The sequence below is a fragment of the Halomonas organivorans genome (assembly GCF_014192055.1).
GTDB lineage: Bacteria > Pseudomonadota > Gammaproteobacteria > Pseudomonadales > Halomonadaceae > Halomonas > Halomonas organivorans.
Window position 1 is genome coordinate 163,130 of sequence record NZ_JACHXM010000006.1, and the last position, 21,151, is coordinate 184,280.

Annotated in this window: 19 protein-coding genes; 3 read left to right on the forward strand and 16 right to left on the reverse strand. The window is 68.0% G+C overall.

Features of this window, described 5'->3' with window-relative positions; all coding sequences use genetic code 11:
• Positions 1-4: 4 nt before the first annotated feature.
• From tamB to FHR96_RS08955, 3 genes are all read right to left on the reverse strand, one after another.
• A complete protein-coding gene (tamB, locus tag FHR96_RS08945; RefSeq protein ID WP_343066355.1) occupies positions 5-4,033 on the reverse strand; it encodes an autotransporter assembly complex protein TamB in 4,029 nt (1,342 codons plus the stop codon).
• Positions 4,034-4,106: 73 nt separating this feature from the next.
• Positions 4,107-5,969, reverse strand: coding sequence for an autotransporter assembly complex protein TamA (gene tamA, locus FHR96_RS08950; RefSeq protein WP_183387320.1), 1,863 nt, complete (start codon positions 5,967-5,969; stop codon positions 4,107-4,109).
• A gap of 30 nt (positions 5,970-5,999) precedes the next feature.
• Complete coding sequence (locus FHR96_RS08955; RefSeq protein ID WP_183387321.1) at positions 6,000-6,815, reverse strand: hypothetical protein; 816 nt, start codon at positions 6,813-6,815, stop codon at positions 6,000-6,002.
• Positions 6,816-7,084: 269 nt separating this feature from the next.
• Here FHR96_RS08955 and FHR96_RS08960 point away from each other — a divergent pair, with 269 nt between their 5' ends.
• Positions 7,085-7,663 (forward strand): superoxide dismutase, encoded by a 579-nt coding sequence (locus FHR96_RS08960; protein ID WP_183387322.1) that lies wholly within the window; start codon positions 7,085-7,087, stop codon positions 7,661-7,663.
• Between the two features lie 239 nt (positions 7,664-7,902).
• Here the strand turns inward: FHR96_RS08960 and FHR96_RS08965 are convergent, their stop codons facing one another.
• Together FHR96_RS08965 and galU are read right to left on the reverse strand one after the other, a co-directional pair.
• Entirely contained in the window at positions 7,903-9,192 is a 1,290-nt protein-coding gene (locus tag FHR96_RS08965; RefSeq protein WP_183387323.1) for a UDP-glucose/GDP-mannose dehydrogenase family protein, read from the reverse strand.
• Positions 9,193-9,195: 3 nt separating this feature from the next.
• A complete protein-coding gene (galU, locus tag FHR96_RS08970; RefSeq protein ID WP_183387324.1) occupies positions 9,196-10,086 on the reverse strand; it encodes a UTP--glucose-1-phosphate uridylyltransferase GalU in 891 nt (296 codons plus the stop codon).
• A 138-nt stretch (positions 10,087-10,224) separates the two neighbouring features.
• On the opposite strand from galU, the gene ubiG reads away from it, so the two are divergent.
• Both ubiG and FHR96_RS08980 read left to right on the forward strand, forming a co-directional pair.
• Entirely contained in the window at positions 10,225-10,950 is a 726-nt protein-coding gene (ubiG, locus tag FHR96_RS08975) for a bifunctional 2-polyprenyl-6-hydroxyphenol methylase/3-demethylubiquinol 3-O-methyltransferase UbiG (protein WP_183387325.1), read from the forward strand.
• Positions 10,947-11,627 carry an HAD-IA family hydrolase gene (locus FHR96_RS08980; RefSeq protein ID WP_183387326.1) on the forward strand — a complete coding sequence of 227 codons (681 nt, stop codon included), beginning with the start codon at positions 10,947-10,949 and terminating at the stop codon, positions 11,625-11,627. The genes ubiG and FHR96_RS08980 overlap by 4 nt, the downstream gene beginning before the upstream one ends.
• Before the next feature lie 399 nt (positions 11,628-12,026).
• On the opposite strand, the gene FHR96_RS08985 is transcribed toward FHR96_RS08980, so the two are convergent.
• The 11 genes from FHR96_RS08985 to FHR96_RS09035 form a co-directional block, all read right to left on the reverse strand.
• Positions 12,027-12,791: a YciK family oxidoreductase gene (locus FHR96_RS08985; protein ID WP_183387327.1), complete on the reverse strand. Its 765-nt coding sequence runs from the start codon at positions 12,789-12,791 to the stop codon at positions 12,027-12,029.
• A gap of 14 nt (positions 12,792-12,805) precedes the next feature.
• Positions 12,806-13,597, reverse strand: a complete 792-nt coding sequence (ybgF, locus tag FHR96_RS08990) for a tol-pal system protein YbgF (protein ID WP_183387328.1) — start codon at positions 13,595-13,597, stop codon at positions 12,806-12,808.
• A 43-nt stretch (positions 13,598-13,640) separates the two neighbouring features.
• Positions 13,641-14,174, reverse strand: coding sequence for a peptidoglycan-associated lipoprotein Pal (gene pal, locus FHR96_RS08995; RefSeq protein ID WP_183387329.1), 534 nt, complete (start codon positions 14,172-14,174; stop codon positions 13,641-13,643).
• A gap of 29 nt (positions 14,175-14,203) precedes the next feature.
• On the reverse strand, positions 14,204-15,490 hold the full coding sequence (gene tolB, locus FHR96_RS09000) for a Tol-Pal system beta propeller repeat protein TolB (RefSeq protein WP_183387330.1): 1,287 nt from the start codon (positions 15,488-15,490) through the stop codon (positions 14,204-14,206).
• Entirely contained in the window at positions 15,490-16,608 is a 1,119-nt protein-coding gene (tolA, locus tag FHR96_RS09005; protein WP_183387331.1) for a cell envelope integrity protein TolA, read from the reverse strand. The genes tolB and tolA overlap by 1 nt, the downstream gene beginning before the upstream one ends.
• A gap of 9 nt (positions 16,609-16,617) precedes the next feature.
• The gene (tolR, locus tag FHR96_RS09010) at positions 16,618-17,058 is read right to left on the reverse strand and encodes a protein TolR (protein ID WP_183387332.1); all 441 of its coding nucleotides are present in this window, start codon (positions 17,056-17,058) and stop codon (positions 16,618-16,620) included.
• A gap of 13 nt (positions 17,059-17,071) precedes the next feature.
• Positions 17,072-17,749 (reverse strand): protein TolQ, encoded by a 678-nt coding sequence (tolQ, locus tag FHR96_RS09015; RefSeq protein WP_183387368.1) that lies wholly within the window; start codon positions 17,747-17,749, stop codon positions 17,072-17,074.
• A 37-nt stretch (positions 17,750-17,786) separates the two neighbouring features.
• On the reverse strand, positions 17,787-18,815 hold the full coding sequence (ruvB, locus tag FHR96_RS09020) for a Holliday junction branch migration DNA helicase RuvB (protein ID WP_183387333.1): 1,029 nt from the start codon (positions 18,813-18,815) through the stop codon (positions 17,787-17,789).
• Positions 18,816-18,864: 49 nt separating this feature from the next.
• Positions 18,865-19,473 (reverse strand): Holliday junction branch migration protein RuvA, encoded by a 609-nt coding sequence (gene ruvA, locus FHR96_RS09025; RefSeq protein ID WP_183387334.1) that lies wholly within the window; start codon positions 19,471-19,473, stop codon positions 18,865-18,867.
• Between the two features lie 124 nt (positions 19,474-19,597).
• On the reverse strand, positions 19,598-20,140 hold the full coding sequence (ruvC, locus tag FHR96_RS09030) for a crossover junction endodeoxyribonuclease RuvC (protein ID WP_183387335.1): 543 nt from the start codon (positions 20,138-20,140) through the stop codon (positions 19,598-19,600).
• A gap of 24 nt (positions 20,141-20,164) precedes the next feature.
• The gene (locus FHR96_RS09035) at positions 20,165-20,920 is read right to left on the reverse strand and encodes a YebC/PmpR family DNA-binding transcriptional regulator (RefSeq protein WP_183387336.1); all 756 of its coding nucleotides are present in this window, start codon (positions 20,918-20,920) and stop codon (positions 20,165-20,167) included.
• Between the last annotated feature and the right edge of the window lie 231 nt (positions 20,921-21,151).

The window sequence follows — 21,151 nt, forward strand, 5'->3', positions numbered from 1 at the left end:
CCTGTTATCGGTTCAGCACCGGGGGATCGCCCGGCAGGCTGAAGGTGTAGATCAAGTCCACCGCCTGGGAGGCACCGGATATGGCCTCCAGGTAGAGGTTCCGCCATAGCTTGTAGCGCAGGCTCAGCTCGGCGATCGGCGAGAACACGCCGACACCATAACCGACGCTCAGCCGATCCGTCAGGTTCCCGGTGACGACCACCTGGCTGTCCTCGCCGCTACCGGCGGTGTCGAGGCTCAGGTCCTGGATGCCGAAGGCCTCGCCGATGGCGCCCACGGCGCCGCCGGCCTGCCCAAGGGTAACGCCGAGCAGCGCAGAGGTCAGGGCGCCGTCGGCGCCGCCGCCATCATCCGGGGCGCGTCCGCGCAGCACGTAGGACAGCGCCCGGGATTCGTCCATGGCCGGCTCGGAGAAGATCTCCAGGCTGGGGCTGGCCGCCGGGCCGGTGACGCGCAGGCCGGCGACGACGCCATCCTCGGTGTTGTCCGGGTTGCGCACGGCTTCGAAATCGAGCAGCGGCTGGCCGGGCGGGCCGCTGAAGTAGAGGATCCCTTCGCGAATGATCAGGTCCTGGCCAAAGGCACGGAAGCGCCCGTCCTCCAGGTTGACGTTACCGAACAGCTGGACGGGGCCGTTGGACTGGCGAACCTCGAGGCCTCCGGCCAGCTTGGTCTTCAGGCCATAGGCCGCCAGCCGCATGTCCGGGCCAAGTGCCAGGGTCACGCGCACGTCCAACGCCATGCCGGCCTTCTGCATCGCCTCGGCGGTGGACTCACCCGCCTCGCCATCGGCGGCGCGACGGTCCGCCGCCTCGGCCTCCTCGCGGGTGATGATCACCTCATCCGGACTCGGCGACACCGCCGATGCCGGCACCTGGCCCACCTCGAGCCGTGCCCACGGCACTCCGACCTCGCCGCGGACTCGCAGCCGCTCCGGCGTTGCCCGGATAGACAGGTCCGGTGCCAGGCGCAGCCGACCGAATCCCGGCAGTGCAGCCTCGAGCGGCGCGTCACGCCCTTCCAGGTCGAGGGAGGCTCGCCAGGCGTCTGCCGATGGCCAGCGAGCATCGCCGGTGATGTTCAGTCTTCCCTGCTCGCTGGCCAGGTAACCGTCGATGTCGGCGCGGTCGCCGCTCAGGGCGACCGTCAGGGCACCATCGGCCACCGACAGCGGCAGGCCGAGCCCCTCCGCGCGCAGGCCGCCGAGTTCGAGGCGACCGTCCAACTGGGGCTGGTCGCGGGAACCGCCGATCGCTACGTTACCGCCGAGCGTGCCTTCCAGGGTCTCCAGGTCGGCGACCAGCGGGCGATAGGGACTCAGCCGCACCTCGTCGACCGTCAGTCGGCCGTCCAGCTGCCCTGCCCCCATGGGATCGATGATTCCCAGGTCCAGGCGTAACGCGCCACTATCGCCGAGGGTCAGTGCCAGGCCGATATCGGCACGGGCCTGACTGGCCTCCAGGTCGAGGGCGAGCCCCGTACCGGGAACCGACCAGGGCTGCCCGTAGGCATCCTCGCCGGCGACCTCGACCTGGCTGTCGAGGTCGGCCGTGGCCTGCCAGGCGCTGCCACCGCGCGACCATTCGGCCTCCAGGTTGCCCTCGCTGTCGCCATCGATGCGCCATCCCGGCGGCATGGCATCGTTGATCAGGTCCATGGGCAGCTCGCGGATGGCCAACACGGCGCGTCCGCTGTCCGCTGAGGCCGACAAGGCCTCGGTCAGGCACAGGCCGCCGCCCTGTTCGCGACGCAGGCAGAAGGGCTGCACCTCTACGCCGCTCGCGCCCAGGTCGGCATCGAAGGCCAGCGCCTGGTCGAGGGCCAGCCGGCCATAGGCGGTGTCGGCTTCGAGCGGGGTCAGTCGGCCGGTGTAGTGCTGACGGGCCTTGTCGAGGGCCCCCTCGAGGGCCAGGTTCAGCGACGCCAGTGGCCCGTCGGAATCGCCGTCCACGGCCAGCGTCAGACGGTGCTCGGAGAGCCGGCCGTCGAGGGCCAGGTCGATCGTATCGAAGGTCTGGCCAGCGGCCGCGACCTCTCCGGCTTCAAGGCTCAGGTCCAGAGCCGGATCCTCCAGCCCGGCGACGTTCCCCGCGAGGCGCAGCCGGGCGAGCCGGTTGTCGGCAAAGGCCAGTCGGTCGCCGTCGAGGGTCAGCGATAGCTGCGGCTGCTCGAAGCTGCCGGTGGCCTCGATATCGCCGGAGAGCGCTCCGGCGAGCCCGGGATAGAGAGTGTCCAGCCGAGGCATGTCGAGGCGGGCATCCAGGTTCAGATCGCTGGGGGCCACCGTGCCGGATGCCTGCAGGCGATTGTCGCCCTGGCGCAGGCTCAGCGTATCGACCTCCCAGTTCATGTCATGGTCACCGGAAAGCTGCCCTTCCAGCGAGAACGGTTGGTCGGCGAGTTCGCCGTCCACCGCCAGTGCCGGTACCCCGAGTCGCCAGCCGTCGGCGCTCTGGGTGAAGGCCAGTTCGAGGTTGCCGTCGAGTCGACCCGCCAGCCCCTCGACGAAGGGCTCCGGGTCGAAGCCATCGACGTTCAGCCGTGCCGAGACCGAAAGCGCCTCGGACCAGTCGACACGCCCCTGGCTAGTCAGTGTGCCCTTGGGCGGCGTCAGGCGCAGCGGCGCCCAGTCGAAGCGTTTCAGGTTGCCCTGGCCGCTCAGCTCGAGCCCGCTGCGTGGCAGCGACGGCCCCTGGGCGGTCAGCCCCAGACTGACCCGGTAGTCGGTCAGCGACCCTTCGACGTTGAGCGCCAGATCCTCGACCTTCCATGGTTCGGCCGCTTCGGCCGGGCCCTCTTCGGCTCCAGCTGCGGCGCCGTCGGTCTCGCTGTCGGCGGTCGGCGTAGCACCGGGCAGCGGCCATTGCAGCGCATCGCTCTCCAGGCGGGCGGAAAACGGCAGCGTCGGGTCCAGGGCATCGAGATGCGCCTGAAGACTGGCCGCCATGGGGCCGCTGGCGATGAGCGAGACGCTGAGGTCGCGCAGGTCGCCGGTCACGGCCAGCTCGAGCCGTTGCCCGGCCAGCGCCGGCAGTCGCTCCGGCAGATAGAAGTCTGCGCCCAGGTGGGCCTCGAGGGGATAGTCACCGCTCAGCGTGACCTCGGCCTCGAGGGTGGCATCGGCCTCTCGGGACGCCACCGCCAGCGGATGCACGGTCACCTTCTGGCCGCGGGCGGTGACGCTGAGGTCGAGCCGGTCGATCACGTAGGCCTGGGGCCCTTCGAGAGCGGCATCTTCCAGGGTCAGGCTGGGAACGTTGACCGCCAGCGGCAGGGTAATGTCCGGCAGCGTCAGCGGCTCACGCTCCTCCAGCGGCTTGTCGCGAACCCCCGCCGCGGCCGGAGCAACGCTGGCAGGCAGCGGCGAGCGCACGGCCACGGCGGCGTCGATCGATGCCGCGGTGAGGACCGGCTCGGGACGCTCCGACTCGCTGAGGGCCAGCTGGTTGCCCGGCGAGATCGGCAGGGTCAGTCGCAGCCCGGCGAGGCGTGTCGGGTCAAGCGTCAGGGTATCGTCCGCGGCCTCTGCGCCGCTGGAGAAGTGCTTCCAGGCCAGGCGGGTGCCGTCGGCGAGACGCACCTCGACATCGTTCAGCACCAGCTCGCGCAGGGCCACCGGGAACGGCAAGCGAACCGGCCCCGGAGCCGTCCCGGCGCTATCCTCGGGCGCCTCGTCGGCAGCTGTCGGCTCGCTCTCCCCGAGCCGAATCCGCGCGCCTTCCACGACCAGACGATCCAGGCACAGACGCCCATCGAGAAGGCAGTCGTCGGCCCAGGCCAGCTCAAGGTGTGCGATCGCCACGCTCGCCGGACCGGCCTCGAGGCGCAGCCCCTCGATGCGCAGGGCATCCAACGGCGCGCCCTCGACGTCCTCGACGTCGATCAGGCCGAGACGCTGGCCCTGATCGATCAGCAGGCCGGTGCCCCAGGGCGACAGGGCCAGACCCAGCAGCAGCAGAACAAGGCCCAGCAACCACAAGGGCAGCAGGACCAGCAGGCGGACGACTGCCCAGCTCAGGCGACGCACTCTCACGATGATGCCCCTCGCAGGATCAACGGGCGGGCCGCGGCCCGGCTCGAACGGTGTAGGCTCACGGTGGCGATACTCAGAACTCCGGTCCGATGGCGAAGTGGATGCGGTAGGCATCCTGGTTGTCGAAGGGGTGGGCGACATCGAAACGGATCGGGCCCACCGGCGAGATCCAGCGTACCCCCAGGCCGGCGCCGGTGTTCAGCTCCTGTGGCCACCAGTCGGTGAAGGCGTCGCCGACGTCGACGAAGCTGGCCAACCACCACTTGCCGGTCAGGCGGCGCTGCGCCTCGACGCTGGCCACCAGACGCTGCTCGCCGCCGATCAGCTGCCCCTCGTCGTCTTCCGGGGCCAGCGACTCGTAGGCATAGCCGCGTACGCTGTTGTCGCCGCCGGTGAAGAAGCGCAGTGACGGTGGGATATCGGCGAAATCGTCGGTGACGACGCTGCCCGCCCCGACGCGGCCAACGAAACGATAGTTGTCGCCGAGGCTGCGGATCCACTGCGAGTCGGCATTCATGCGCAGGAATTCGGCCGACGAGCCCCAGGCCTCGCTGGAATACTGCAGGGTGATCTGCTGGCGGTCTCCCCAGGTGGGGAACGTCGGATTGCGGGCGCGGGTCCGCGTCCAGCGCACCCCGGGATACAGCAGCAGCACCTCGTTGTCCTCGTCGGCCTGGGTGAAGTCCTCGTAGGTACTGCGCAGGTAGAGATACTGTTCCCATCCATTGTCGAACTTCCAGCGTCGGCCGAACTCCACGGTGGCTTCCATGGTGCGGGTATCTTCGTCGTCCTTGTTGCGCAACCCGTACTGCAGTTCATAACTGTCTCGCAGCGGATCCTCGAGTGGCATCTCGTAGACGCCGCTGAACTTCTGCTCGGGGCCGGATACGTAGAGATCGTGGTTCCAGCTGTGCCCGTAGCGATTGACCCAGGGCTGGTCCCAGGAGAAACGGGCCCGAGGGCCGACATCGGTGGCAAAGCCGAGGCCGACCTCGAACTGGTGGCGGTCGGCCGGCGTGAGTGTCACCTCGATCGGCACCTCGGGGACGGCCGGGGCCTGGATGTCCCCCGCCGAGGCCAGCGCATCGGCGCTCAGCCGGGGCGCTGGCGGCGCGCCGGGCGGCAGACCCTCCACGTCAAGGGCGTTGAGGAACCCCAGGCGCGCCGGCGGCAGGGCCAGTTCGCGCACCCCGGCATCCAGCCGTGGACGCACGCTGACCGATGCGAACCACTCGGTCTGGCCGAGACGCTGGTTGAAGGTGGCGATGTCGCTGGCCAGGTAGGGCTTCCCCTCGCTGAACGGTGCGAGGGCCTCGAGCCGTTCGGTCTCGATATGCTGGCCGCGGAAGCTCACTGGCCCGAAACGATGGCGGGGGCCGCTGTCGAGAGCCAGCGACAGGCGGGCGCTGTGCGCCCAGGGACGGATTTCCATGCGCCGTTCGGTGAAGCGCCAGTCGAAGTAGCCGCGTTCCAGGGCCAGGCCGGCAAGCTTGCTGCGCAAGGCGTCGAAAGGCGCATGCTTCAGCACGTCGCCTTCCTGCTGCGGATAGCCGGCGATGGCCGAGCGAAACGGCGGATCCTCGGCGGCCTCGCCGGCCAGCCGGAAACGGAGGCGTTCGATGCGTACCGGCTCGCCGAGCTCGACGCGCAGCGTCACCTCACTGGGGGCCTCGGGATCGTCGAAGGTCACCTCCAGCGTGGGCGCATAGTAGCCGTAGACCTTCAGGGCCTCGCGGGCGAGGCGTCGTATCTCCGCTTCGAGCCGCTGCGGCGAGTACTGGTCGGCCTCCAGTCCGTCGAGGTAAACCTCGAGATTCTCGGCGGGATCGCCCTCGACGCCCTCGATGCGCGCGTCCATGGCCAGGGCCACACCCGGGCTGGCGAGACCGATCGACAAAGAGACGACAGCGAGGCGCTTGATGAAACACTTATCCATGATATCGAGACTTCCCTGGCTGACGTCCTGTCACTGCCGCAGCGCTTCGAGCCGGGCGCTCGTGGCCAGCTGCGCCTGGCGCAGTTCCCGCAGCTCGGACTGCACGTCCGTGAGGCGCTCCTCCAACGAGGCCGCCCGCTCACCGACATCATCGCGCGATGCCCCCAGGGCTTCAACGTCATCGTCGAGACTATCCAGGGCATTCCGGGCCTCGTCGAGCCGCTGGGTGAGCGCCTCATGGCGCTGCTCGACACGCTGCGTCAGGGCGGCGATCCGCTCGACATCGGCGTCGAGCGCGCTTTCCAGCCCTGTCAGCCGTTCACCGAGGGCGGCATGACTCTCGCGGCTCGCCTTCTCGAGCGCATCCATCGAGTCGCGCACCGCCGCCAGGGTATCGGCCCGAACCTGTCCGTCTTCGGCCAGGGTCGCCAGCCGGGCGTCGAGGTCGGACTGGGCATCGGCCAGCGGCGCCAGGTGCTGTGACTGCCAGCCGTCGAGGCGTTCCTCGAGGCGGGCATCGAGATCGTCCTCGAGGGTCGACAGTTCGCCGAGACGCCGCTGTATCTGCGACAACAGTTCACCACGGCCCTCAGAGGCATCGAAGCGGGCATGCACGTTGGAGATCTCGCCGTCGAGGCGGGCCAGGCGCTGTTCCAGGCGCTGGCGCTCCAGCCAGCCGGCCCCGGCCAGGGCGAGCAGCGCCGCCATGAGCAGCAGAATCAGCAGCCACAGCGGCCAGGTCCTGGCACGAGACGGTGGATGCGACCGGTGATGGCCGGCCAGGCTGGCATCCGGGTCCGGAACGATCGGTCGGGGCTGCCGGCTGTCTTCCGGGCGCTCTGCCATGGAGGTCTCCTTGCTCTGTGGGTGACGGCGTCCTGCCGGCGCTGATGCCGGCTTGCGACCCAAATCCGAGTCCGGCGATCGGAATTGGCGGACCCCGAACCGGGTGATATGATGCCGTGACCTGACTGGCACAGCATACTGATAGTGTACGGTTTTTTATCGAGGGAGCGAACGGGCACGGCCAATTCGTGCCGCCAAGGACCTTGCATATCCCTCGCGCACTGGCACACCATGGGTCGCCGACCCGAGACTGACGAGGAGAAACGACAATGGCATTCGAACTGCCTGCACTGCCGTACGAGAAGAACGCTCTGGAGCCGCACATCTCCGCCGAGACCCTGGAGTATCACTACGGCAAGCACCACCAGACCTACGTCAACAAGCTCAACGAGCTGACCGACGGTACCGACGACGCGAACAAGTCGCTGGAAGAGATCATCAAGTCCTCCTCCGGTGGCCTGTTCAACCAGGCGGCTCAGGTCTGGAACCACACTTTCTACTGGCACTGCCTGTCGCCGAACGGCGGCGGCGAGCCGACCGGCGCCCTGGCCGACGCCATCAACGCCAAGTTCGGTTCCTTCGACAAGTTCAAGGAAACCTTCAACGCCCAGGCCGCAGGCAACTTCGGCTCCGGCTGGACCTGGCTGATCAAGACCGATGACGGCGGCGTCGACATCGTCAACACCAGCAACGCCGACACCCCGGTCGCCCACGGCCAGACCCCGCTGCTGACCATCGATGTGTGGGAGCACGCCTACTACATCGACTACCGCAACGCGCGTCCGAAGTACCTCGAGAACGTCTGGAAGGTGCTGAACTGGGACTTCGTCGCCCAGAACTTCGCCTGATCCCCAGCGGACTCGCGAACGACAACGGCCCCGCCTTATGGCGGGGCCGTTTTGTTTTATTCATCGCCGATCAGCGTGAAACCACTCGGCATGGATTGGGGGTGCCCTTCGTGGGAGCGATCTTCAGATCGCGAAAGCGGTAGCTCGGGGCATCATCCCATCGTAAATACGACTGCCGCCGCTTCGCGGCGGATCGCTCTGCAAGCAGAGCTCCCACGAAGGGCGGCAGCCACTTTCCGTCAAGGATCGGCGCGGCGCCCTATGCCCCGATAGTGCAGCCCCATGTCGGCGACGTGGTCGGGATCATAGATATTGCGACCGTCCAGCAGCAGCTTGCCCTTCAGGCGCCCGACCAGCGTCGGCCAGTCCGGATTCCAGTAGGCCTTCCACTCGGTGACCAGCATCAGCGCATCGGCGCCGTCCAGGACGTCCTCGGGATCGTCATCGAACAGCTCGAGCAGCGGATGCTCGCCGAGACGCTCGCGCAGCGCCCCCACCGCAGCGGGATCATGCAAGCGAACACGAACGCCCTGAGCCCACAGGGCTCGCAGCAGGGTCAGTACCGGCGCATGATCGATGCGCGCGGTGCCCGGCTTGAAGGCCGCCCCCCAGATCGCCACGGTCAGGCCCTCGAGACGACCGTGGTAATGGGCCCATAGCTTGCGGAACAGCGTTTCCTTCTTGTGCTCGTTGATGTCCAGCACCTGATCGAGCAGCGCCGAATGTCGGCCACTGGCCGACTGGACATCGGCCAGCCGCATCAGGTCGCGGGAGAAGCTGGGGCCCCCGAAGCCGCAGCCGGGATAGAGGTATTCGTAGCCGATGCGGGTATCGGCGCCCATGCCCTCGCGAACGTGCTCCACGTCCACGCCGAGCGTATCGGCCAGGCCGGCGATCTCGTTCATGTAGCTGATGCGGGTCGCCAGCATGCCATTGATGGCCAGCTTGCTCAGCTCGGCGGCGCGACGCGGCATGCGCTGGAATACCTCACGGCGCCGGTTGAAGGCCCGCAGCAGCTCGCGCACTCGTCGCTCGGCGTCGCGCTCGTCGCAGCCCAACAGCCAACGGGAGGGCCTGGTGAAGGCCTCCCAGGCCCGACCTTCCTCGAGCAGGTCGGCCAGGGCCACGGCGAATCGACCGTTTCCCAGGCAGGCCGCCAGGCGATCCGTCTCGCCGACCGGGAAGGTCGAGTTGTTGACCAGCACGGCATCCGCCGTCAGCAATGACGACAGCTCGGCCACGGTAGCCCGTCCGGCTTCCCGCTGCTCCGGCGACAGGGCCAGCCACAGCACCTCGAAGCGTTCGTCATCCGGACGCTCCTCGGGGCCCAGTATCCTCAGATGACCGTGCTCCCTGCCCTCCTCGAGCCGCGCCATCAGCTGCGGCTCGCTGGTCAGCCAGCCGCTCTTGGCCAGCGTCGGCCAGTCGGCGCTGCCATGGGGCCACCACACGACTCGGTGGCCCACCCAGGCCAGGGCCGCCGCTGCGGTGGCTGCGGCCAGCTCACTGCCATGGACCAGTACGCGCATCGGTCACTCCTCGCCGGCGTAGCGGGCAAGCAGCTCGCGGAATCCTTGCCCATAGCGGGCATGGCGGCGGCCATAGGCGAGAATCGCCTCCAGGTAGCCGAGCTGGTGGCCGCAGTCATACGTCCGCCCGCGCATCCGCCAGGCGTCGACGCCGGCCTCGCGGCGCAGGGTCTCGATGGCGTCGGTGAGCTGGATCTCGTTGCCGGCGCCGGGCGGCGTCTCGGCGAGCAGCGGGAAAATACGCCCGGGCAGCGCATAGCGACCGATCACCGCCAGGTCGGAGGGCGCGTCGTCCACCGCCGGTTTCTCGACCAGCCCGGCCAGGGGGCCGGCCTGGCCGGCGGCCGGCGGCTCACCCTCGGGGGCGACGATGCCGTACTTGTAGACCAGTTCGTGAGGCACCTCCTCGACCATCAGCTGGCTATGGCCGGTGGTCTCGTAGGCCTCGATCATGCCGGCCAGGTCATTGCGCTCGAGGCCGGTGTCGTCGACCAGCACATCGGGAAGCAGCACGGCAAAGGGTTCGTCGTCGCCGATCACCGGCCGGGCGCAGAGCACCGCATGGCCGAGGCCCAGGGGTTCAGACTGGCGCACGCTGATGATATTGACGTCCTCGGGGACGATCGAACGCAGCTCCTCGAGCAGCTCATGCTTGCCCTTTGCCTCGAGGCTGGCCTCGAGCTCGAAGTGCTTGTCGAAGTGGTTCTCGATCGCGCTCTTGCTGCCGTGGGTCACCAGCACGATATCGCGGATACCGGCGGCAACGGCTTCCTGCACCACATACTGGATCACCGGCCGATCGACGATGGTGATCATTTCCTTGGGAATCGCCTTGGAGGCAGGCAGGCAGCGAGTGCCGAAACCGGCGACGGGAAGAACGGCCTTGCGAATCATGATGCGGTTCCTGTCTGTCGTATTGATTCCCGGGGAGCGGGCATGGGCCGGCGCCCCGGGAACGAGTAGAATGGCATGATACCGAACCAGACCCAAGCTGCCACAGTGGCAGGGCGGCGACACCTAGGGAGAGGACAGATGACGGCAAGCGAGTCCCCGGCGGGCAACGTCGATCCAGCGGAGATCGCCAAGTTCGAGGCCCTGGCGCATCGCTGGTGGGACCCCGACGGCGAGTTCAAGCCGCTGCACGAGATCAATCCGCTGCGACTCGACTTCATCGATGCTCGCTCGGGCCTGGCCGGCCATCGCGTACTCGATGTCGGCTGCGGTGGCGGCATCCTCGCCGAAGCCATGGCCCATCGCGGCGCGGACGTCACCGGCATCGATCTGGGCGAGGCGCCGCTGGCGGTCGCCAGGCTTCACGCCGAGGAAAGCGGCGTCAGCGTGGACTATCGGCAGATCAGCGTCGAGGAACTGGCCGCGGCCCATCCCGGCGAGTTCGATATCGTCACCTGCCTGGAGATGCTCGAGCACGTGCCCGATCCGGCCTCGGTGATCCGCGCCTGCGCGCAGCTCGTCAAACCCGGCGGCCAGGTGTTCTTCTCGACGCTCAACCGCAACCCCAAGGCCTATGCCCTGGCCGTGCTCGGCGCCGAGTACCTGTTGCGCATGCTGCCTCGTGGCACCCACGACTACGCCAAGTTCATCCGCCCCTCGGAGCTCGCCGCCTGGTGTCGCGAAGCCGGCCTGGAAGTGCGTGAGCAGAACGGCCTGACCTACCAGCCGCTGACCCGCCGCTATCGGCTATCCGCCACCGACGTGTCGGTCAATTACCTGATGCACTGCCAGCGGGAGGCATCGTGAGTCGCGATCTGCCGCCCCCCGAGGCGCTGCTCTTCGATCTCGACGGCACCCTGGTGGATACTGCACCGGACCTGGCCCGGGCCACCAACGCCCTGCGCGCCCATCACGGTCTCACTCCCCTGCCCTACCCGATGATTCGTGCCCAGGTCTCCAACGGCGGCAGTGCCCTGGTGACCCTGGCGCTGGGCCTGGAACGCGACCACCACGACCATGACGACGCCCGCAGCTTCCTGCTGTCCGCGTACGGCGAGGCGGTGGCCGTGGAAAGCCGGGTCTTCCCGCCGCTGGACCGCCTGCTCGACGACTGGCATGGGAGCGGGCGTCCCTGGGGCATCGTCACCAACAAGCCCCGCGCCTATGCCGCCCCGCTGGTGGAGGCGTTGGGCCTGACGCCGGGAGTGTTGCTGTGCGCCGACGACCTGCCGGTCAAGAAGCCCGACCCGGCACCGTTGTTCGAGGCGGCAAGACGTCTGGGGTTGGTTGCCGCCGACTGCTGGTACGTCGGTGATCACCTGCGCGACATGCAAGCCGCCAGGGCCGCCGGCATGCCGGCGATAGCGGTGGGCTACGGGTATATCGCCGAGGAAGACGACTTCCGCCACTGGCCGGCGGACCTGTGGTTCGAAACCGCCGAGGCGTTGACCCATGCCCTCTCGCCGGTTCATCCCAAGCGTTGATGTCCCGCCACGGCGACACCACTGCACGGCTCTGCCTGGCAAGGTAGCAGGACTTTTCGCAGGAGCGATCTTCAGATCCAGCCCGGCGCATCGGCGGCGGTAGTGGCACCGCCGTAGATATCCCGGGCGCCTGCGGCGCCATTCGCGCAGAAAATCTGCGCTCCCACGAAAACCTGCCTGGTGGCTCTGACTCGCCGAGGGGCGCTTGTCGTGGGAACGATCTTCAGATCCGTTCCGACGCATCGGCGAAAGCGGTGCCGCGAGGCATCAAGCCATCGTGCAGCGGTGCCGCAGCGCCGGAGCATGTGCTCCCACAATGGGATTCACGCCAGGGAGCGAAGCACCCAAGAAAACGGGCCTCCCCGGAGGGAGGCCCGTGCTACGTCCGGCTGCCGGCGATCACTGTTTGGGCGGCTGGGCGTCGAACCGCTCGCCGCTGTGCCCCTGGCTATCGGGGCCCATCAGCCACAGGTAGGTGGGCATGATCTCCTCCGGCGTGCGCAGCGCCTCGGGGTCCTCCGCCGGATAGGCGGACTTGCGCATGGCGGTGCGGGTGCCGCCCGGGTTCAGGCTGTTGATGCGCAGCGTGCCGAGGTGCTCCACCTCATCGGCCAGCACCTCCATGAACCCCTCGGTGGCGAACTTCGACACCGAATAGGCGCCCCAGTAGGCACGCCCGCGGCGCCCCACCGAGGAAGACGTGAAGATCACCGAGGCATCCGGCGAGGCCTCCAGCAGCGGCAGCAGCGCCTGGGTCATCCAGATCGGGCCGTTGATGTTGACCTGCATCACCTGTTCCCAGAGCTCGGGGTTGTACTGCGCGAAAGGCGTGATGCGCCCCAGCAGCCCGGCGTTGTGCAGAATGCCGTCGAGCCGGCCGAACTCCTTGTCGAGCGTCTCGGCCATGTCGTGGAAGTCCTTGACCGTCGCGCCCTCGAAGTTGAGCGGGAATATCGCCGGCTGCGGCAGTCCCTCGGCCTCGATGGCGTCGTAGACGGCCTCCAACTTGGCGATGGTACGCCCCAGCAGGATCACCGTCGCGCCGTGGCGAGCGTAGCTCAGGGCAGCGGCGCGACCGATGCCGTCGCCGGCACCGGTGACCAGTATCACCCGACCGGCCAGCAGGTCGGCGGGTGCCTGATAGTCGATCTTGCAGATGGTCATGGCAAAGCTCCGCGTCAGTTGCCCGCCTGGCGCAGGAAGTCGCTGGCCAGGCTGGCGGCGCTGCTGTCGGGATACTCCTCGCGCACCCGCTCGAGCAGCTCGCGACTGGCATCCGGCTCACCCTGGCGGGCCTTGAGCAGACCCAGCTTGTAGAGCGCGTCGGGCACCTTGTTGCTGTCGGGGAAGTCATCCAGGACACGACGGAAGGCGCCCTCGGCCGCCTCCAGGTCGGACCCCGCCGAATGCAGCTCGCCGAGCCAGTAATAGGCGTTGGCGGTCAGCTGGGTGTTCGGGTGTTCCGAGACGAAGGCTTCGAAGGCCTGGGTCGCCGCCTCGAACTCACGGGCCTGCACCTTGGCGAACGCCGCCTGGTAGTCGGCGCGGGCACCCGCATCCGAAGCGCCGGATGCTCCCCCGCCCTGGCTCGGCGACGAGGCCTCGTCACTCGGGGAGGACCCCTCGTCAAGCGCCGGCTGGCTGTCTTGCCCGCCAGGCGCAGGCCCCGCCGCCAAACGGTCCTCGAGGTCCATGTACTGCTGCCGAGTCTGGCGCTTCAGCTGCTCGAGCTGGTAGCGCAGTTCCTCGACCTGCCCGCGCAGCTGGCGCATCTCTTCCTGATTGCGCTGCACCTGGTTGAACAGCACCAGGCTGCCCCCCGCCTCCTCGCGGGTGGCGGTCTGGTCATAGAAACTGCTGCGGCCCGAGCCGGGGGAGAGATCCTCCACCACAGGCTGCTGGGCCAGCACCGGGGCCGCCAGCAGGCTAAGCGCCCCCGCGGTGTACCAGGCTTTGAGACGAGGTCTCATCGCGTCCTCCCTTCGCTATCGTGTTGCCGTGCGTGGCCCGTGCTCAGTAGGCGAAGACCACCCGGCGATTCTGGGCATAGGCTTCCTCGTTGCTGCCACGGGCCGCCGGACGTTCCTCGCCATAGCTGACCACTTCCACCTGGGAAGGCGAAACGCCCTCAACGCTCAGGAACCGCTCCACGGCCCCGGCACGACGCTCGCCGAGCGCCAGGTTGTACTCGCGGGTACCGCGTTCGTCGGTGTGGCCCTGGAGCACCACGCTGGCACTGGGATTGCTGCGCAGGAAGTTGGCATGGGACTCGAGTACTGACTGGAACTCGGGGCGGATCGCATCGCTGTCGTAGGCGAAGTAGATGGTGCGGACCTCGGGGATACGCGAGCCGGCCATCTGGCCGGCGCCCTCGCCGAGTCCGCTGCCGCTGACCTGGCCGCTACCGGCGGTGCCGGTACCCACGCCGCCGCTGCCGGCAGTGCCGTCCATGCTGCCCTCCTGGGTGCCGCCGGTGCTGGAACAGCCGGCCATCACGGCCAGAGACATGGCGACGGCCAGGGTGCGGGCATAAGGCTTGAATTGCATCATTCGACTCCTTTCCTTGCGGGATACGTTCAGTTCAGAAACGGGGACCAGGCGGGCTCGCGCACATCGCCCTGGGCGGCGGGCAGCCGGAACGATGCCCGTCCATCCGCGGAGACGGCCCCCAGTACGCCATTACCGCCCTGTTGGGTGGCGAAGATTACCATGGTGCCATTAGGCGCGACACTGGGTGATTCGGCCTGGCCGGCATCGCCGAGCTCCACCAGCCGTCCGCTCTCCAGATCCTGCTTGGCCACCCGGTAGCCGTTGGCCCCGCCATGGATCAGGAAGATGGACTCGCCGTCCGGGGCGAAGCGTGCCCGGGCATTATAGTTGCCGGTGAAGGTGATGCGCTCGGGCGAGCCACCCAACGTCTGGCGATAGACCTGCGGGCCGCCGCTGCGATCCGAGGTGTAGATCAGGCTGTTGCCGTCCGGCGCCCAGGCCGGTTCGGTCTCGATGCTGGGGCTGTTGGTGATGCGCTGCAGGTTCTGCGAGCCGATATCCATGACGTAGATGTCCGGCTGGCCATCCTTGGACAGCGCCATGGCCAGGCGCCGACCATCCGGCGACCAGGCCGGTGCACTGTTGAGCCCCTCGAAGGAGGTGAGGCGTGCCCGGCGACCGCTCGCGACTTCCTGGACATAGATGCCCGGTCGACCGGACTCGAAGGAAACGTAGGCAAGCTTGCCACCGTCCGGCGACCAGGCCGGCGACATGATCGGCTGGTCGGAGCTCAGCACCTGCTGGCTATTGCGGCCGTCCGCATCGGCAATGAACAGCTGGTAGGCGGTGGCATCGCCGACGCCCTGGGAAGTGACGTAGGCGATGCGAGTGGAGAAGGCACCGCGAATGCCGGTGATCTCCTCGAAGATCTGGTCGCTGATGCGATGAGCGGCGGCGCGCATCTGATCCTGACCGGCGGTGATCACCTCACCAAGCATCCGCGATTCGCCGCTGACGTTCATCAGCTCGTACTGGATCTCGACGCCGCCGCCGGTGCGGCTGACGCGGCCGACCACCAGATAGCGGGTGTCGAGGGCTTGCCAGTCGCCGAAGCTGACGTCGTCGCCGCTGCTCGGCTTGGCGAACATCGCCTCACGATCCAGGGGCGCGAAATAGCCGCTACGCTCCAGGTCATCGGAAATGATCTGTGCCACGTCCTGCGGTAGCGACTGGCCGTCATCGGCGAAGGGCACCACGGCGATGGGTGTGGCGCGCTCGTTGCCACGCGTGATGTCGATGGTCAGGTCGGCCTGGGCAAGCGACGTGCAAAGCAGCAGCACGGTCGCCAGCCAGGTGGTCATCAAGGCTCTCATCAGCGAATGTCCCCCGGTCGGAATCTGAGGTTGAACTCACGGTACTGGCGTTGCACCGCAGCGGGCAGCTCACGCAGCTCGGCAAAGGGTGCGGCGGTTTCCACGGCCTCCAGGGCCGAGCGGTCGAAGGCGCTGTTGCCACTGCTACGACCCACGCTCGCGGCGAATAGCTCCCCGGAGGGGCCCAGGCGGACGGCGATCTCGGCGGCGGCGCCGTCCGGGACGTTGGGCGGAATCACCCAGGATTGCTCCACGGCCTGGCGCACCAGGTTGATGAAGCCGTTGGCCGCCTGCTCGGCCTGGCGAGCATTGGCCACGGACTCGGATTCGCCGGCGATCGCCTGGTCGAGACTATTCTGCGCGGCTTCGGCGGCGCGACGAGCGGCTTCTTCCTTGCGCCGCTGTTCTTCGGCCTCGCGCTGCTTGCGGGCCGCTTCCTCGGCCTGACGCTGGCGTTCGGCTTCTGCCTCTTGCTCGCGACGCTTCTGCTCCTCGGCTTCGCGCTGCTTGCGGGCTTCTTCCTCGGCCTGGCGCTGGCGTTCGGCTTCTGCCTCTTGCTCGCGACGCTTCTGCGCCTCGGCTTCGCGCTGCTTGCGCGCCTCTTCCTCGGCCTGGCGCTGGCGTTCGGCCTCGGCCTCCTGCTGGCGTCGCTGCTCGGCCTCGCGTTCGCGGCGAGCCGCTTCCTCCTGACGCTGGCGCTCCGCCTCTTGGCGTTCGGCTTGCTGGCGGGCCGCTTCTTCCTCGCGCCTCTGGGCCTCGGCCGCGGCCTGCTCGGCGGCCTGGCGAGCCTGTTCACGGTCCTCGGCCTTGGCCGCCTCCTCGGCCTGACGCTGGCGTTCGGCCTCGGCTTGTTGCTCGGCTTCCGCCTGGGCGGCCTGCGCCTCCTCGCGTTGGCGCTCCGCTTCGGCCGCGGCCCTGGCCCGCTGCTGCTGTGCCTGCTGCGCCTGATCGGTGGCGGTCTCGGCGCGCACCAGCGTGGCCTGGACGATAGCCTGGTTCGGCGGCTCGCGCTCGGCGGTCGGAAAGCGGATGACGCTGATCACCAATAACCCCAGGTGCAGGCCAATGGCGAGGATCAGCGGCAGCCCATAGCCGACGCGACGATGGTATCTGGCCATGCGCGCTCCTCAGGCCTCCCCGGGGGGTGGTTCGGAGATCAGCCCGACGTTGGCCACGCCCGATGTCTGCAGGGTGCTCATCAGGGTCACGATCTGGCCGTAGGCGACGTTGCGATCGCCGCGAACCAGTACGCGGGTGCCCGGCTCGCGCTCGAGCAGGATCCGCACCCGCTCGCCGAGCTGGTCGAGATCGACGGCCGTCTCGTCGCCGCTCAGGCTGACGAAGATCTGGCCGTCACGATCCACCGAGACGACGATCGGATCGCGATCCTCCGAGTCCTCGATGGGCTCGGAGGTCACCTGGGGGAGATCCACCTTGACGCCCTGGGTCAGCATCGGCGCGGTGATCATGAAGATCACCAGCAGCACCAGCATGACGTCGATGAAGGGCACGACGTTGATCTCGTTCATCGGCTTGCGCCGGCCCATGCGATTGAAGGGTCCGTGCATGGCGTCGCCCTCCTCAGCCGGCAGCGGCGTCGCCGCGCCCTTGCAGGTTACGGTGCAGGATGGAGTGGAACTCCTCGGCGAAGTCCTCGTACTTGCCGAGCATGCGCGACGATTCGGCCGACAGCCGGTTGTAGAAGATCACCGCGGGAATAGCGGCGAACAGGCCCATGGCGGTGGCGATCAGCGCTTCTGCGATCCACGGCGCCACCGTGGCCAGGGTCGCCTGCTGGGCCATGGACAGCGACTGGAAGGAGCCCATGATGCCCCAGACCGTGCCGAACAGCCCGATATAGGGGCTCGATGATGCCACGGTGGCCAGGAACACCAGGTGCAGGTTGAGGCGATCTTCCTCGCGGGACCAGGCCACGCGCATGCTGCGCTGCACGCCGTCGAGGATCGCCTGGGGGCTCCGCGTCTTGGGCATCAGGCGATTGAACTCGCGAAAGCCGGCACGAAAGATATGCTCGGCGCCCTGGGTCTCCTGCTCGGCGGGCGTTTCGCGATACAGCTCGTTGAGGTCGACCCCTGACCAGAAGCGGTCCTCGAAGTCGCGGTGGGCCTTGCGCGCCCGGCGCATCACGAAGCTGCGCTGGAAAATCACCACCCAGGACAGCAGCGAGCCCAGCAGCAGCAGCAGCATCACCGCCTGCACCACGCCGCTGGCGTTCATGATCAGGTGGGGAATGGACATGGCGTCGTTCACGGGAATCCTCGTCGTCTCGTCGGAGTCAGTCTTGGGAAGGCGCCGGGGCGCGGTCGTCCGGCGCCAGGCCGAAATGCTGCCAGGCCTGGCGGGTCACCACTCGCCCTCGGGCGGTACGCATCATCAGCCCCTGCTGGATCAGGTAGGGCTCGATGACGTCCTCGATAGTGTCGCGCTCCTCGCCGATCGCCGCGGCCAGCGAGTCGACGCCCACCGGCCCACCGTCGAACTTCTCGATCATCGCCAGCAGCAGCCGGCGGTCCATGTGATCCAGGCCATGGTGATCGACGTGGAGCATGTTGAGCGCCCGGTCGGCGATCTCGGCGTCGATGTCGCCACTGCCTCGCACCTCGGCGTAGTCACGCACCCGGCGCAGCAGGCGGTTGGCGATCCTCGGGGTGCCTCGGGAGCGCCGCGCGACTTCGCGGGCGCCGCCGTCGTCGGCGGCCACGCCCAGCAGCCGCGCCGAGCGGGCGACGATCTCGCTGAGTTCCTCGATCGAGTAGAACTCAAGGCGCTGGACGATACCGAAGCGATCGCGCAGCGGCGAGGTCAGAAGACCCGCCCGGGTAGTCGCGCCGACCAGGGTGAACGGCGGCAGGTCGAGCTTGATCGAGCGCGCCGCCGGACCCTCGCCGATCACGATGTCGAGCTGGAAATCCTCCATGGCGGGATAGAGGATCTCTTCCACCACCGGCGAGAGGCGATGGATCTCGTCGATGAACAGCACGTCGCCGGGCTGCAGGTTGGTAAGCATCGCGGCGAGGTCGCCGGCGCGCTCGAGTACCGGCCCCGACGTGGACTTAAGTCCTACGCCCATTTCGGTGGCGATGATGTTGGCAAGCGTCGTCTTGCCCAGCCCCGGCGGGCCGAACACCAGGGTGTGATCGAGGCTCTCCTCGCGACCGCGGGCGGCGTGGATGAAGATCTCAAGCTGCTCGCGGACGCGGGGTTGGCCGATATAGTCGTCGAGGTGCTTGGGCCGGATGGCGTGGTCCAGTGGGCCTTCGCCGTCGCGGCTGTCGGCGCCGATCAGGCGATCAGTCTCCAGCATGGGGCCCCTCCGCCGGCATCAGGATGAAACGCTGCGAGTCACGCATGGGTCAGCTCGCCATGCGGCGGGCGAGCGCCGCCTTGATGATCGCCTCGGTGCTGCCCTCTTCCTCGAGGCCGCCGAGCATCCGCGCCGCCTCGGCGGGCTTGTAGCCGAGACTGACCAGCGCCGCCTCGGCCTCGGCCAGCGGATCCTCGCGCGCCGCGGGGGCCGCCGACTGCCCCTCGCCGGGCAGGGTGACGCCCTCGCCTTCCCAGTGGGGGAAGCGATCACGCATCTCGACGATCAGACGCTCTGCGGTCTTCTTGCCCACCCCGGGCAGGCGCGTCAGCGACTTGACGTCGTCGTCCATCACGCAGCGGATGAAGGCGTCCTCGTCCATCCCCGAGAGAATGGCCAGGGCCAGCTTGGGGCCAACGCCGTTGACCTTGATCAGGGCGCGGAACAGCGCACGTTCCTGCTCGCGAGCGAAGCCGTAGAGCAGGTGGGCATCGTCGCGTACGGTGAGGTGCGTATGCAGCGACACCTCCTCTCCGAGCCCGGGCAACGCCACCAGGGTGGTCATGGACGCCTCCAGCTCATAGCCGACGCCAGCCACGTCCACCATCAGCCAGGGGGGCTGCTTGTCCACCAGGGTGCCTCGCAAGCGTCCGATCATGGTATGTCACTGTCCTTGAAGATGAATCCGCGGCGCGTTGGGCTCACTATACTGGTCCCCCCGACGCCATGCCAGCCCGTGAAACGGCGTTCGACAACCTTTTCGGCGTCGCCGAAAAGCGACATCACTCGGGGCGAAAATCCCGCCATGATGCCCCTTTGGCGCGCCGCCGGCCGCCGCCGTAACTGCCCTCGCGTATCAGCCCGAGCCGCGCGTGAGCATGCGTCAGGGCGATGGCCAGGGCATCGGCGGCATCGGCCTGGGGCGTGCCGGACAGCCCCAGGATGGCCGTCACCATGTGCTGTACCTGGGCCTTGTCGGCGCCGCCGCCGCCGGTCACCGCCTGCTTGATCTGGCGCGGCCCGTACTCGCTGACCGGCAGGCCGTGATTGGCGGCGCAGACGATGGCGGTGCCGCGCGCCTGGCCGAGCTTGAGTGCCGAGTCGGCGTTCTTCGACATGAACACCTGCTCGATGGCGAACTCGCCCGGACCGTGCAGGCCGATCAACTCGCTGATGCCGGCGTAGACCTGGGCCAGGCGCTGGGCCAAGTCGTCGCCGCGGGTGCGGATGCAACCGCTGGCCACGTGCTGCGGCTTGGGCGTGGTCACGTCCAGCACCCCATAGCCGGTGATCCGCGATCCGGGATCGATGCCCAGGATCAGCATGCAAGCCCCTTCGTCATGGGAGATCTACGCATCGTGCAGCTCGTCGAGGATGGCATCATTGAAGCCGGCATTGGTGTAAACATTCTGCACATCGTCCAGATCCTCGAGCATGTCGACCAGCTTGACGATGCGTCGGCCCAGGTCGACGTCATCGATGCGGGTGTAATTGTCCGGAAACAGACCGACGTCGCTGGCCTCGGGCTCGATGCTCGCCGCGGCCAGGGCATCCTTGACCGCCCCGAAGCTCTCCACCGTGGTCACCACCTCCAGCCGGCCATCCTCGAGGGCCTCGATGTCCTTGGGCTCGGCCGCCAGGGTGGCCTCCATGGCCGCTTCCTCGTCGATCTCTTCCGGCAGGGTCAGTCGGCCCTGCTTATGGAACATGAAGGCCACCGAACCGGAGGTGCCCAGGTTGCCGCCGTGCTTGTTGAACGCGTGTCGCACCTCGGAGACAGTGCGGTTGCGATTGTCGGTCATCGCCTCGACCATCACCGCCACGCCTTCGGGGCCGTAGCCCTCGTAGACGACCTCTTCCATGTCGTCGCCGTCGGTGTTGCCGGCGCCGCGGTCCACCGCGCGCTGAACGGTGTCCTTGGGCATGTTGTTGCCCAGCGCCTTGTCGATGGCGGCACGCAGGCGAGGATTGTCCTCCGGGTCGCCGCCGCCCTGCCGTGCGGCCACGGTGAGCTCACGAATCAGCTTGTTGAAGATCTTGCCCCGCTTGGCGTCCTGAGCCGCCTTGCGGTGCTTGATATTGGACCATTTGCTATGGCCGGCCATATTCCCTCCTTCTGTGTAGCCCGTCAGTCGGGATACGCCCATGCCGCCGTGCCCAGCGGGATGAGCGCCGAGGACAAGGGGGAGCGAGGTTCTTTTGACAAGGGTGAGGCGAACCTCGCCGAACGGGTTGGCCAAGGATGGCCAACACCGGTCCTGCAAGCGGTGCAGGATGCACATTAGCGCGGCAGGTCAAAAGAAGCGCCCAAGGATGGGTTTACCGCGTCCTCGCGA